The 12,676-nt window shown below is 63.8% G+C and carries 12 protein-coding genes; 5 read left to right on the forward strand and 7 right to left on the reverse strand.

All coding sequences use genetic code 11. The annotated features are described in order from the left end of the window. Positions 1-189 precede the first annotated feature (189 nt). Positions 190-1,401: a tyrosine--tRNA ligase gene (gene tyrS / locus ACPPVV_RS18465; RefSeq protein WP_426701312.1), complete on the reverse strand. Its 1,212-nt coding sequence runs from the start codon at positions 1,399-1,401 to the stop codon at positions 190-192. Positions 1,402-1,588: 187 nt separating this feature from the next. Between tyrS and ACPPVV_RS18470 the strand changes: the two genes are divergently transcribed. Further along, the gene (locus ACPPVV_RS18470; protein WP_426701313.1) at positions 1,589-3,034 is read left to right on the forward strand and encodes an OapA family protein; all 1,446 of its coding nucleotides are present in this window, start codon (positions 1,589-1,591) and stop codon (positions 3,032-3,034) included. Between the two features lie 12 nt (positions 3,035-3,046). Continuing rightward, positions 3,047-4,180 (forward strand): anhydro-N-acetylmuramic acid kinase, encoded by a 1,134-nt coding sequence (locus ACPPVV_RS18475; RefSeq protein WP_426701314.1) that lies wholly within the window; start codon positions 3,047-3,049, stop codon positions 4,178-4,180. On the opposite strand, the gene ACPPVV_RS18480 is transcribed toward ACPPVV_RS18475, so the two are convergent. The 3 genes from ACPPVV_RS18480 to ACPPVV_RS18490 form a co-directional block, all read right to left on the reverse strand. Continuing rightward, positions 4,150-4,461, reverse strand: coding sequence for a hypothetical protein (locus ACPPVV_RS18480; RefSeq protein ID WP_426701315.1), 312 nt, complete (start codon positions 4,459-4,461; stop codon positions 4,150-4,152). The two genes, ACPPVV_RS18475 and ACPPVV_RS18480, sit on opposite strands and share 31 nt — an antisense overlap. A 136-nt stretch (positions 4,462-4,597) precedes the next feature. Beyond that, positions 4,598-5,905 (reverse strand): AmpG family muropeptide MFS transporter, encoded by a 1,308-nt coding sequence (locus ACPPVV_RS18485; RefSeq protein WP_426701316.1) that lies wholly within the window; start codon positions 5,903-5,905, stop codon positions 4,598-4,600. Continuing rightward, positions 5,895-6,665: an exodeoxyribonuclease III gene (locus ACPPVV_RS18490; protein WP_426701317.1), complete on the reverse strand. Its 771-nt coding sequence runs from the start codon at positions 6,663-6,665 to the stop codon at positions 5,895-5,897. The genes ACPPVV_RS18485 and ACPPVV_RS18490 overlap by 11 nt, the downstream gene beginning before the upstream one ends. Before the next feature lie 49 nt (positions 6,666-6,714). Here ACPPVV_RS18490 and ACPPVV_RS18495 point away from each other — a divergent pair, with 49 nt between their 5' ends. Together ACPPVV_RS18495 and pyrE are read left to right on the forward strand one after the other, a co-directional pair. Then, on the forward strand, positions 6,715-7,209 hold the full coding sequence (locus ACPPVV_RS18495) for a GNAT family N-acetyltransferase (protein ID WP_426701318.1): 495 nt from the start codon (positions 6,715-6,717) through the stop codon (positions 7,207-7,209). 12 nt (positions 7,210-7,221) lie between these two features. Then, positions 7,222-7,863, forward strand: coding sequence for an orotate phosphoribosyltransferase (gene pyrE, locus ACPPVV_RS18500; protein ID WP_426701319.1), 642 nt, complete (start codon positions 7,222-7,224; stop codon positions 7,861-7,863). A gap of 54 nt (positions 7,864-7,917) precedes the next feature. Here pyrE and ACPPVV_RS18505 read toward each other — a convergent pair whose 3' ends face one another. Both ACPPVV_RS18505 and ACPPVV_RS18510 read right to left on the reverse strand, forming a co-directional pair. After that, a complete protein-coding gene (locus tag ACPPVV_RS18505; RefSeq protein WP_426701320.1) occupies positions 7,918-9,084 on the reverse strand; it encodes a neprosin family prolyl endopeptidase in 1,167 nt (388 codons plus the stop codon). Beyond that, the gene (locus tag ACPPVV_RS18510) at positions 9,039-9,428 is read right to left on the reverse strand and encodes a hypothetical protein (RefSeq protein WP_426701321.1); all 390 of its coding nucleotides are present in this window, start codon (positions 9,426-9,428) and stop codon (positions 9,039-9,041) included. The genes ACPPVV_RS18505 and ACPPVV_RS18510 overlap by 46 nt, the downstream gene beginning before the upstream one ends. Before the next feature lie 192 nt (positions 9,429-9,620). Between ACPPVV_RS18510 and ACPPVV_RS18515 the strand changes: the two genes are divergently transcribed. Next, on the forward strand, positions 9,621-10,262 hold the full coding sequence (locus ACPPVV_RS18515) for a DUF4124 domain-containing protein (RefSeq protein WP_426701322.1): 642 nt from the start codon (positions 9,621-9,623) through the stop codon (positions 10,260-10,262). Between the two features lie 61 nt (positions 10,263-10,323). On the opposite strand, the gene ACPPVV_RS18520 is transcribed toward ACPPVV_RS18515, so the two are convergent. Beyond that, the gene (locus ACPPVV_RS18520) at positions 10,324-12,654 is read right to left on the reverse strand and encodes a phosphomannomutase/phosphoglucomutase (RefSeq protein ID WP_426701323.1); all 2,331 of its coding nucleotides are present in this window, start codon (positions 12,652-12,654) and stop codon (positions 10,324-10,326) included. Positions 12,655-12,676 lie beyond the last annotated feature (22 nt).

Consider the following 12,676-nt stretch of genomic DNA (forward strand, 5'->3'; position numbering starts at 1 on the left):
GAGGTCCCGGCGGTCCGTCTTGCGACGTCTGGGCGACTGCGGGCCGCGAATAATACGATCTGTGTTTTATTTGGCAAGCGTTTCTTCAAGCCAATTTTTCGGATATGGCGCAAACAGCTGAGCAGACACGGGATTTTATTTTCTGTCCGCATCGGCCAGGCGCGGATCCACGACGCCAAACCGCCAGAATCAGCCGCTCACCAGCTTCACGCGGGCGAAATTGCGCTTGCCCACCTGCAACACGCCCTCGAAGCCGGCACTGAAAACACGCTGCGCATCCTCGACGACTTCGGCGTCGATGCGCACGGCGCGCTCCTTGAGTTTGCGATTCGCCTCGGAGTTGCTCGCGGTGAGGCCAGCCGCCGTCAGCAGCGCTACCAGGCGCAGGCCTTCGGCGGGCACCATGAGAGCAGCTTGTGGCAACAGCGAGGTGTCGCCCTCACCGCGTACCACTGCGTGCCAGCCAGCGATCGCCTGATCGGCAGCGGCTGCGCCGTGGAAGCGCGCCGCCAGTTCGCGCGCGAGCCGCAACTTGGCATCGCGCGGGTTGAGTGCGCCAGTGGCGATGTCGCGCTTCATCTGTGCCAACTCATCCAGCGACACGTCGAAGCTGAGCAATTCGAACCAGCGCCACATCAGTTCGTCACCAATCTTCATGGTCTTGGTGACAATGTCGATCGCCGGCTCATTGATGCCGATGTAATTGCCCAGTGACTTGGACATCTTGTTGACGCCATCCAGGCCTTCCAGCAACGGCATGGTCAACACGATCTGTGGCGGCTGGCCGTGGTGCTCCTGCAATGCACGACCCATCAGCAAGTTGAACTTCTGATCGGTGCCACCGAGCTCGACGTCGCATGTCAGCGCGACGGAATCGTAACCCTGGACCAGCGGATACAGAAACTCATGGATCGCGATCGGCTGTTGCGCCGCATATCGCTTGGTGAAGTCGTCGCGCTCGAGCATGCGAGCCACGGTGTGCTGGGCGGCTAGCTTGATCATGTCCGCCGCGCTCATCTTGCCAAACCACTCGGAGTTGAAGCGCAATTCGGTCTTCTCGCGATCAAGCACCTTGTAGACCTGCTCCGCGTAGGTCTCGGCGTTCTTCAGCACGTCTTCGCGGGTGAGTGGCTTACGGGTGACATTCTTGCCGGTGGGATCGCCGATCATGCCGGTGAAGTCGCCGATCAGGAAAATCACCGTGTGGCCCAGGTCCTGGAACTGGCGCATCTTGTTCAGCAGCACGGTGTGGCCCAGATGCAGGTCCGGTGCCGTCGGATCGAAGCCGGCCTTGATCCGCAGTGGACGGCCGCCTTTCAGGCGCTCCGCCAGGTCTTCCCGCTTGATGATTTCGTCGGCGCCACGCGCAATCGTGGCCAGCGCCTGCTCAAGCTCGCTCATGTTGTCCCTCTTAGATGATCAGATGGCAATAGGCAGGCCGCGCCGGAAGCGAGCCATACCGTCGTGTTAATTGTGTGTTAATCAGAAATGTCGTGCAAACCCTTGATGGAAAAGGCGTTGACGCCCTTTACACATGACCGTTATGGTACGCGCAGTTCGTTACTTTGTACTGTAGGGCGTTCACGGCATGGCAGAAGAAAAGCAGGGGGCGCGCCGCGCGCGCAAACAGGCAATCTGCCGCAAGGCACAACGCCGGCACTCGCATTTCTACGAACGTTGTTCGCACTGGTCATTCAACCGTTCGGGCGAAATCGAACCGATCCACTGGCACCGCGAGCGCTTGGTACTTGCCGGAACCGCCCTGCTGATCACCTTGCTGTCCGGCTTCATCATGCCTGCATGGGCCAGCGCCATGCGCCTCGCCCCGACCGCGCAGGCGCACTCGTTGTTGTCGCTGGCCTTGCCCAAGGTTGCGCCGATCAGTGCCACACCGGCCACGGTGGACGATTGGCAAGTGGTGCGTGTGCAACCTGGCCAGACCCTGTCGGATATCTTCAATGCCCGCGGTCTCGGCATGGTCGACCTGCAAAAGGTCATGGATGCCGCCGGCGCCGCGAAATCCGCACTGCACAACATTCGGCCCGGGCAGGAGTTCGACTTCCTGCTCGGCAGCAACGGCAGTCTTCGTGGTTTCCGTTTCGATCGGGATCAGGCCAGCCGCGCCATCATCCGCCTCGACGGCACACAACCCACGGTCGCCATCGAACAGCGCGACATGGATCTGCGCGAACAGGTAGCCCATGGCGTCATCCGCAGCAGCCTGTATGCCGCCGGCGATCAGGCCGGCATGAATGCAGCGATGGTCGGCAAGCTGGCCGACCTGTTCAAGTACGACATCGACTTCGTGCAGGATCTGCGCCTCGGCGACAGCTTTACCGTGATCTACGACGATATCTATCGCGATGGCATGCGTTATGGCGAAGGCAACATCATCGCCGCGGAATTCGTCAATCAGGGCAAGCGCTATACCGCCTACCGTTTCAAGAAGGCCGACGGCAACTACAGCTGGTACAGCGAGGATGGTAGGCCGATCCAGAAATCGTTCCTGCGCATTCCGGTCGATTTCACCCGCATTTCTTCAACTTTCAGCGTGGCACGCCTGCATCCCATCCTCGGCCGCATGCGCGCGCACAAGGGCGTGGACTATGCCGCACCCAGCGGCACTCCGATCCACGCCGCAGGCGATGGCGTGATCAAGTACCACGGCTGGGAACGCGGTTATGGCAACTTCGTGGTGGTTCAGCACGACAAGACCATCAGCACCGCGTACGGCCACATGTCGCGTTTCGTCAAGGGTCAACACGTCGGTGAGCACGTGCGTCAGGGCGAAGTGATCGGTTACGTCGGCATGACCGGTCTGGCCACGGGCCCGCACCTGCATTACGAATTCCGCGTAAACGGCCAGCAGCGCAACCCGCAGACCGTGACGCTGCCACGACCCGAACCCCTGCCGGCAGTGCAAATGGCGCGGTTCAAGGCACAAGTGGTGAAGCCCCAACTGGCACGACTGACCGAACTGGATGCCCGCATCAAGCTGGCGCGTGCGAGCGCACCCGCCAACAACGACAACTGAGCGTCCGTCCACGTGGATGACGACAACGCGGCGCTTTATCTCGGACTGATCTCCGGCACCAGCGCAGACAGCATCGATGCGGTGCTGGTGCGTTTCGGTCGCGGCGTGCCGCAGCTGATAGCCAGTCATGCCCATCCGTGGCCATCGGCGTTGCGCGAACGCATGCTGGCGCTGGCCCAAGGTGAAGCCGCGCTGGATCTGGATGCCTTTGGACGGCTAGACGTCGAGATCGGGCACGGTTTTGCCGATGCGGCGCTGCATCTGCTCGAACACAGCGGCACGCCCGCGCAAGCCGTCCGCGCCATCGGCTCACATGGGCAGACCCTGCGGCATCGTCCCACCGGCACTTATCCGTTTTCGATGCAATGCGGCGACCCGAGCGTGATTGCCGAACGTTGTCGCATCGACGTGGTAGCGGACTTTCGTCGTGCCGACGTTGCCGCGGGCGGGCAGGGCGCGCCGTTGCTGCCGGCGTTGCACGCCATGCTGCTGGCGCGACCCGGGCATGCGCGCGTCGTGCTCAACCTCGGCGGCATCGCCAACATCACCGTACTGGGCGCCGATGGCAGTGTGCGCGGCTTCGATACCGGACCGGCCAACGGCCTGCTCGACGCCTGGTGCCTGCGTCACCATGGTGAACCGTTCGATCGCGACGGCATGTTCGCGGCGAGTGGACGGGTGGATGCCAATTTGCTCGACGCCATGCTGGCCGACGCCTATTTCGCGTTGCCGCCGCCCAAAAGTACCGGCCGCGAGCACTTCCACCTGGACTGGCTGGCGACCCATGCACGGCTGGCGGTGCTGACTCCGGCCGACGTGCAGACGACCCTGCTGGAGCTCACCGCGCGCAGCGTCGCGGCAGCCATCGCGCAATATGCGCCGGGTGCCGGAGAAGTGCTGGCTTGCGGTGGTGGCGTGCACAACGGTGCATTGATGCGGCGACTGGCCGGACTGCTGGCACCGCGCACGTTATCCAGCACCGCCCGCCACGGCATCGATCCGGATTTTCTCGAGGCCACTGCATTTGCATGGCTGGCCCGGCAACGCCTGCTCGGCCTGCCCGGCAATCTGCCGGCCGTCACCGGCGCACGCGGACCGCGGGTTCTGGGTGCGCTTTATTCCGCGCCCGCCGAGGGTGCGTCGTAGCGGATGCTTTCCGGCGCGAGCTGGGTCGGGCGCGTTTGCGTCAGCGCATTCAGCGCTTCCTGGAAGGCGCCCTGTTCCGCCGTCTCCCAGTGACCGTCAAACGCCGTCAGCGCCTCTGGGTCACGCAAACTTTCGCTGAATTGCTGCGCCGCCGAGATACCCAGCCCATTGCGCAAGGCGTGCAGCAAGACCTCGTTGATCGACCACTGCCGCTCCCTGGCCAGCGACCGGATGCGCTCGACCAGCAAGCCGTCGACGTGTTGCACGATGATGTCCGGCACAAGCGTGACTCCATGTTGAACTTGCCCTGTGCGCGGATATTTGCACAGCCACACTCGTCCCGGCCTGCGCGACCGTCAATCCGTGGGCAATTTGGCAATTCCACTGTGAACACAGCCACGCCGTGGCACTGCGGGACTAGGCAGCTTCCAGGCGCTCGCGCTCCATCCTTCGAAGACGCGGCCACAGGCAGACGAACAGCAGCATGGCCGGCAAGACCGCCAGCACGGTAATCACGAAGTAGCCACCGTAGCCGGTGGCCATGGCAATGCCGCCGGCGAAGAAACCCAGTAGCTTGCCCGGCAGGTTGACCAGCGAGCTCAGCAGCGCGTATTGGGTGGCGGTGTGCTGCCGGTTGACCAGCGAAGAGAGGAACGCCACTGTCGGCGGCCCCAGCATGCCCAAGGTGAGGTTTTCGCCCGAGATCACCAGCGTCAGCACCAGCAGGTTGCCCGGGTGACTGATCAGCAACAGATAGAGCAGGTTGCTGCAGCCGCATAGCACGATGGTGACGCCCAGCGGACGCCACGCACCCCAGCGCGCCACTGCTGCGCCGCCGATGAACACGCCGACGATGCCGATCCAGATGCCGTAGATCTTAGTGATGGTGCCGATCTCGGTCTTGGAGAAGCCCATGTCGCGATAGAACGGACTCATGATGCCGCCGATCGTCGCCTGTTCGGGCATCTTGAAAAGCAGCAGAAACAGCAGGATCACACCAGCCAGCCACCAGCCATAACGACGGAAGAAATCGGCGAACGGATCCACCACGCTCTCGCGCATCGCGTCGCGCCATGATGCCGGCCGGTGGCGCAATACCTCGGGCTCGCGTGCGACCAGCGTGGTGATCACGGGCACCGCCATCGATACCGCCATCACCGCGTAGACCACCCGCCACGACACATGATCGGCCAGGATCAAGGCTACCGCGCCGGCCAGCAGCAGACCGATCCGGTATCCCAGCGAATAGGTGGCCACCAATGCGCCCTGCGCCTCGATCGGTGCGATCTCGATACGGTAGGCATCCACCGCGATGTCCTGGGTGGCACCAAAAAACGCCACCACCAGTGTGGCCACGACGAACGGCGTCAGCCGCGTTGGCGTCAGCAGCGCCATGGCCAGCAAGCCCATAACCACGCCCAACTGTGCCAGCAGCAGCCAACCGCGGCGTTGCCCCAGCCGCGCAAATCCAGGTAACCGCCAGTGATCGAGCAACGGTGCCCATAGGAACTTGAACGCATACGTCATGCCGGCGCTGGCGATCATCGTGATGTCCGCCAGCTTGATGCCGTTTTCCTTCAGCCAGTACGCCAGCGTGCCAGCGACCAGGAGAAACGGCAGGCCGGAGGAAAAGCCCAGCAGGAACATCGTCCACGCCGCCGGCTGGGCGAACGCCCGCCATACCGACGGTTTCGCCGACTTCATCGCCAGCGATTCAGTCGGCATAGTCGACCGTATACGGCGCGTGGTCGGAGAAGCGCTCGTCGCGGTAGATCGAGCAGGACTTCAGGCGCTCGCGCAGGGACGGCGTGCAGACCTGGTAGTCGATGCGCCACCCCACGTTGTTGGCACGCGCCTGGCCACGGTTCGACCACCACGTGTACTCGACCGCTTCGGGCTTGATTGCACGGAAGCTGTCGACCCAGCCGCGTTCATGGAACAACAGGTCCAGCCAGGCACGCTCTTGCGGCAAACAACCGGAGTTCTTCTGGTTGGACGACCAGTTCTTGATGTCGTTTTTCGTATGCACGATGTTCCAGTCGCCGCAGATGACGTAATCGCGACCACTTTTCAGCCACGCGTCGAAGATCGGCGTGATCCATTCCATTGCCCTGAACTTGAATTGCTGGCGCTCGTCACCGGACGAGCCGGACGGGAAATATAACGAGACCACCGACAAGTTGCCGAAACGCGCCTCGATGTAACGACCTTCGTTGTCGAATTCGTCCCAGCCCAGTTCGGTCAACACCTGGTCCGGCTCGCGTTTCGCGTAGATCGCCACGCCGCTGTAACCCTTCTTGCTGCTGGCATCGCGGTAGAAACAGTGATGGCCATCCGGACGAAACATGCCGTCGGCAAGCTGATGTTCCTGCGCCTTGGTTTCCTGCAGGCAGACGACGTCGGCATGCTGACCACGCAGCCACTCGAACACGCCCTTGGTCGCGGCTGAGCGGATGCCGTTGGCGTTCAGGCTGATGATGCGCATGCGGACTCCGGCGACAGGCGATGATGGACAATGGAGCATGATAGCAACCATGTCCGCGCCGCCCGCCATCCGTGTCGTTCCGGTCACGCCTGTGTTGCGCGACGCCGTGCTGCGCCTGCGCACGCGGCCGGAACAGGACGTTTTCGTGAGTCCGCCCACCATTACGCTGCCTGATGCGGAACAGTGCCCCGACAGTACACCGATGGCGATCCTGCTCGACGACACACCGGTAGGCTATTACCGCATCGAACACAGCGCGCGCAGCGTCACCGGCCGCGATGTGGATGCGTCCGCGCTCGGGTTGCGCTCGTTCCAGCTCGATGGCGCATGGCAGGGACGTGGCCTGGGCACGCGTGCGCTGTCAGCGGCCTGCGCCGATCTCGTCACGCGGTTTCCGCAGGCCCGCCGACTGCTGCTCACGGTGAACTGCGACAATGCCGCCGCGCTCGCGCTGTATCTGCGCCACGGCTTCGAGGACGGCGGCGAGCTATATCATGGCGGCCGTTCCGGGCCGCAGCACCTGCTGTCGCGGCCGCTTCCCTGACGAGAGTTCTTCATGCACGACTATCAACGCGAATTCATCGAACTCACCCTGCAGCGTGAGGTGTTGCGCTTCGGCGAGTTCACCCTGAAATCGGGCCGCCAGAGCCCCTACTTCTTCAACATGGGTCGAATCGACTCCGGCGCCGCACTGGCCCAGCTCGGCCGCGCCTACGCTGCCGCCGTGGTGAACGCCGGCATCGACGTCGACATGTTGTTCGGTCCCGCCTACAAAGGCATCGCACTGGCTGCCGCCACCGCTATCGCGCTGGCCGATCAGCATCAGCGTGACCTGCCATGGGCGTACAACCGCAAGGAGGCGAAGGACCACGGCGAGGGCGGCGTGCTGGTCGGCGCACCGCTCCAGGGCCGCGTGCTGATCGTCGATGATGTGATGACCGCCGGTACCGCGGTACGCGAATCGCTGGCGTTGATCCGCGCGCACGGCGCCGAACCGGCCGGCGTGCTGATCGCGTTGGACCGACAGGAGCGGGGGCAGGGCGATCGCTCCGCCGCACAGGAGGTGGCCGCCGACTACGGCATCCCGGTGATCGCGATCACCGGCCTCGACGATGTGCTGGCCTATGCCGGCGAGCAGCCGCAGCTGGCCGCCGAGCACACGCGTCTGCTGGCCTATCGCGAACAGTATGGCGTTTGAACGTCTGAGCCGCGCCACCCAGCTGGGCGGCGCGGCATCATTCCAGGCCTGCACTCAATGGCAGCCCGGTCCGCCCATGTAGAAGCTGGCGCCGCTCATTTGCGGGTTCTTACTGGTGGTACTGACCCCGTTCGGCAAACCACCCGGGTTGATACCAGCCAGCGACAAGGTGTAGCAACCGGGATCGGCGACCAGGTACTGGCCGCGGCTGAGATCGCTGTAATAAGCCTTCATCTTGCTGTCGATGTAGAACATGTTGGTGATGAAGGCGGCCTGTCGGTACGCCGTCGAAGCGAACTGACCGCTACCCATCGCCAGGCTCGGGCTGCCGTCCGGCGAAGCGATTTCGCCACCCGCCTCGAAGGTCAAGGCGCGATTGCCGAACGCCAGGTCGCCGCCGTTGTAGATGCTGGCCGGATAGTAGCCAACCCAGTCGCCATCGATGGCGAGCCACCAGTTGCTGCTCGACGCCTCCCAGTACCATTGAACGCCCAATACCGGTTGCACGCCGCCAGGCACACTGAACTGATTGCTGGCCAGCGAGCTGCCGAACACCACGCTGTTGGACGTCTGCACGAACTGGCCGCACTCCAGGTTGTAGCAACCGGTCTTGCTGTAACCATCCTGGGTCGAATAGACGAACGGCGTGGCATTCGTCGTATGCCAGGCATTTGGCTGCACCTGCCAGCCCACTTCCAGCGTCTGCGTGGCCCCGGTGGTGCTCTTGCCGGACACCCAGATCTGCGACAGCGACATCCCGTAGTCAGCGCTCGTCGCGCCAGCCGATGGATTCCAGATATTCAGGTCGGCGTTGGCGCCGCCGCTGGCTCCGGCGTTCGAGATGATGACGGCGTAATGGTGCGCCCCACCGGGTGTCTGCACGCCGTCGCCAGAGAGCGGCTGTGTCGATGCGGTTTGCTGTTGCGGCAGACTTTGCTTGTTCTTCTGCAGGAACGCCTGCAGGCTCGGGAAGCGTGCCAGCTGGCGAAGATCCATCCGTGCGAACGGCACCGTGCCGGTGCCGCAGGCAACGTGGTCATTCACCACCGGACGATGCCCGGACGTGCCGAGCGGAGCATGTGCGGGAGGCAACGCCATCGTGGCCTTGCCGCGCAACGCAGGCTGCTCGCTGGTCGGGATGCAATCGAATACCTGCCCGTCGACGCGCACGGTCTTCAGCACGCTGAGACCATCGTAAGCATTGTCCAGATACCGGCGCATGCGAACTGCGCAGGATCGCGCAACTTGCCAAGGCTGACCGCCGTCCGGAAGCCAAGCGAGCGCTGTTGCTGGCGAAACTGTGCGAACTCCGCGGTTACCGCCGGCAGCGCCGCCGCCGAATAGGCCGCGCCCCGGCTGTCGAGAGCCTGCGTCTGTCCGACCGAGCGCACCGGCATGCTGACCGGCGCACGCACCAACGGCGGCATGATTGTCGCGACATCCGTCTCGCTGCCGGTTGCCACGGCGATCAGCGGCAGCGCCGCCAGCGTTGTGGCAAACAGCAGGCGTCGGGACCATCCTCGGCCGGCTGACCGGATCATCCCTGAAAAGGGTTTCGTGTACATGTATGTATTCCCCGTCACTTAAAGGCGCCCTTGTGGATGGCGCGTCTACCCCTCCCCTTCTCCGGAAAATAACATGCCCCCCCGTGGGGTAATGCGCATGGCATCACGTCCGGAGGGCCCGTTGCAGGCGTGAAGCAGGTAGCCCTTTCTGATGGGTCCGACTGGCTATACTCCGCAACCAGGAGGGAATTCATGCGCAAGATAATCTTGGCGACCACGGTTGCCGTACTGGCCGTTTCGACGGCATTGCACGCCCAGAACACCGGCAACATCCGCTACAAATGGCATGACGGCCAGGGCCTGGCGCACTTCAGCGACAGCCTTAGTGCCGAAGCGATGAAGTACGGCTACGACCTGGTCAATGACCACGGCATGGTGGTGAAACACGTACCGCGCCAGTTGAATGCCGAGGAACGCGCCGTCGCCAACAAGCTGGCCGCCGAACAGGCGGCCAAACAGCGTGCCGCGCAGGAAATCGCCGACGCCGAGACGCAGATGCTGTCCGCCTATCCGGACGAGGAGTCGTACCGGATCTCGCAGCAACAAACGCTGGACACCATCGATCAGCAGATCCACACCACCCAGATCAACCTGCGCAGCCAGGAAAAGGCGCTGACCGACCTGCTTGCTCGTGCGGCCGATATCGAGAACGCCAAGGACACGGTGCCGAAGTTCCTGGTCGACAGCATTGCCACGCAGCGCAACGTGGTGGCCACGCAGCGCGACACCCTGCATCGGCAACAGGCGCTGCGCGCGAAGACCGTGCAGCTGCAGGTCGGACAGCTCGCACGTTACCGCGAACTCAAGGCGGCCGAGGGTCGCGCGGCACAGTAGCGTTGTTTCACCTACGCGGCCCGATCATGCGCGTACCCCGACTCGATCGGGGTACGCCGTTTTAGAAGGGTAGTTTCAAGCTGGCATCCACCGCCAACAGTCGTTCGCGGAAGATCTGCTGGATACGCTTCAGTGCAGGGGCGCTATCGGCCTCGAATCGCAGGACCAGCACCGGCGTGGTGTTGGACGCACGGACCAGACCCCAACCGTCGGACCAGTCGGCACGCAAGCCATCGATGGTGATCAGCGAGGCGTCTTCGAAACTGGCTTGCTGGCGCAGCTTGTCCATGAAGGCATAGTGCGCACCTTCGGCCAGTTCGATCTTCAGTTCGGGCGTGGACACGCTCTTCGGCAACGTGGCGAAGATCTCCTCCGGGCTGCGCCCCTGCAGGTCGCCAGCCAGGATTTCCAGCAGCCGCGCCGCCGCGTAGACGCCGTCGTCGAAGCCGTACCAGCGCTCCTTGAAGAAGAAGTGCCCACTCATTTCGCCGGCCAGCTCGGCGCCGGTCTCGCGCATCTTCGCCTTGATCAGCGAATGGCCGGTGCGCCACATCAACGGGCTGCCGCCGGCGTCCAGGATCTGACCTTTCAGATGGCTGGTGCACTTCACGTCGTAGATGATCGTGGCGCCGGGCTGGCGCGACAGCACATCGCGCGCGAACAACATCAGCAGGCGGTCAGGATAGATGATCTCGCCGCCCCGCGTGACCACGCCAAGGCGGTCGCCATCGCCATCGAAGGCCATGCCCAGATCGGCACCGGTCTGTTTCACCGCGAGGATCAGGTCTTCAAGATTGGCCGGGTCGGATGGATCCGGATGATGGTTCGGGAATGTACCGTCGACATCGCAATACAGCGGGATCACCTCGCAGCCGACGCCCTCCAGCACCTGCGGCGCGATCGCACCGGGGATGCCGTTGCCGCAATCGACGACGATCTTCAGGCGGCGCTCGGCGAGTACATCGGAAACGATCTTTTCGATGTAGTCGGGCGCCACATCGACCTCGCGCAAGCTGCCTCTGCCATCGCTGGTCAGCGCGCCGCTGGCGATGCGCTGGTAGAGATCCTGGATCGCGCCTTCGGACAGCGTCTCGCCGCCGACCACGATCTTGAACCCGTTGTAATCCGGCGGATTGTGGCTGCCGGTCACCGCCACGCCGCAACCGGTATTGAAACGGTAGGCTGCGTAATAGATCACTGGTGTAGGCACGGCGCCCACGTCGATCACGTCGATGCCGGCGGCGCGCAAGCCGTCAGCCAGCGCACCGGCCAGCTCCGGGCCGGACAGGCGGCCATCGCGGCCGACCACGATCTCGCGCAGGCCCTTCTCGCCCATCAGCGTACCGATCGACTGGCCGAGTGCGTGCGCCACATCCCGGTTAAGGGTCTTGCCGACGACACCGCGCACGTCGTAGGCGCGAAAGATGCTGGGATCCACGTTGACCTTGGAAGCCAGCGGTCGGGCGGCGGCGATCGACGGTGCCGCCGGTCGGGTTGGGGCAGGGGCTTTCTTGATTTCCACGGGCAACGGGGTCTCTTCGGGCGCTTCCGGTTCAAACGATGCCGGCTCACGCAAACGCATGCGCAACCACAGCAGATAGGCGCCGCCACCCAGTCCGAGCAAGGCCAGCAGTCCGCTCAACAACCATGAGCGCGGCAACACGATGAAGGCGCCCGGCAAACCGGCGCTCACACTGAACACACTGCCGGCGATCGGTTTGGCGGTCGCCTCGGCGTCGGCCGATGCGGTGCCGTGCGAGAGCAGTTGCACGTTGCCGTGCTCGTCACCCTGGCGCAGGTCGAGTCTGCCACCGGCCGCCGAGATCGATTCGAAGCGCTGGCGCAGCGGCGCAAACGGCAGTTCGACCCAGGCCCACGCCTGCGCCTGTTGGGGCGGGCCCAGTGGAATCACCAGGCTCAACCGACGATCACCGCTGCCGTAGGAAACGCTCTGGGCCAAGGGCACTCCCTCGGCGCTTTGCGCGGCCATCAGCTGGGCCGCCTTGGCGTAGCCGAACTCACGGTAATTGGCTCGCAGCACCTCGGCCAGATCGCCGCTGTACAACTCCAGCTTTATGGCCTGTGGCAATTGCCGGCGCAGCGCGGCGGCAGACTGCGCCGGGTCGCTCATCAGCGTCGCCGGATCCACCGCAGCCAGCACTTTCTCGATCGCACCGCGTTGGCTGGCGATCTCGTCGGATATTGCCTTGACGGTCTGGTCCTGGGCCTCGTGTACCTGCTGGATCGCATGACCTTCGTCGGCAATCAACCAGGTCTGCCACGTGCAGAACAGCCCAATCAGCAGCAGGGCGGTGCCGCCGGCCAGTGGCAGCAACGCCCGCCAGTTCGTCCGCAGCGTGTGCAGTCGTTCGTTTGCGATGTTCAACGCCATATCCGCCCCCGCGGCTGTGCCT

It is taken from the genome of Rhodanobacter sp. Col0626 (assembly GCF_049994385.1).
Taxonomy (GTDB): domain Bacteria; phylum Pseudomonadota; class Gammaproteobacteria; order Xanthomonadales; family Rhodanobacteraceae; genus Rhodanobacter.

Excerpts from the sequence above, each read along its gene's own strand:
- tyrS (WP_426701312.1), bottom strand. The coding sequence starts at position 1,401 with ATGAGCGAGCTTGAGCAGGCGCTGGCCACGATTGCGCGTGGCGCCGAC.
- ACPPVV_RS18470 (WP_426701313.1), top strand. The coding sequence starts at position 1,589 with ATGGCAGAAGAAAAGCAGGGGGCGCGCCGCGCGCGCAAACAGGCAATC.
- ACPPVV_RS18485 (WP_426701316.1), bottom strand. The coding sequence starts at position 5,905 with ATGCCGACTGAATCGCTGGCGATGAAGTCGGCGAAACCGTCGGTATGG.
- ACPPVV_RS18490 (WP_426701317.1), bottom strand. The coding sequence starts at position 6,665 with ATGCGCATCATCAGCCTGAACGCCAACGGCATCCGCTCAGCCGCGACC.
- ACPPVV_RS18495 (WP_426701318.1), top strand. The coding sequence starts at position 6,715 with ATGTCCGCGCCGCCCGCCATCCGTGTCGTTCCGGTCACGCCTGTGTTG.
- pyrE (WP_426701319.1), top strand. The coding sequence starts at position 7,222 with ATGCACGACTATCAACGCGAATTCATCGAACTCACCCTGCAGCGTGAG.
- ACPPVV_RS18505 (WP_426701320.1), bottom strand. The coding sequence starts at position 9,084 with ATGCGCCGGTATCTGGACAATGCTTACGATGGTCTCAGCGTGCTGAAG.
- ACPPVV_RS18510 (WP_426701321.1), bottom strand. The coding sequence starts at position 9,428 with ATGTACACGAAACCCTTTTCAGGGATGATCCGGTCAGCCGGCCGAGGA.
- ACPPVV_RS18515 (WP_426701322.1), top strand. The coding sequence starts at position 9,621 with ATGCGCAAGATAATCTTGGCGACCACGGTTGCCGTACTGGCCGTTTCG.
- ACPPVV_RS18520 (WP_426701323.1), bottom strand. The coding sequence starts at position 12,654 with ATGGCGTTGAACATCGCAAACGAACGACTGCACACGCTGCGGACGAAC.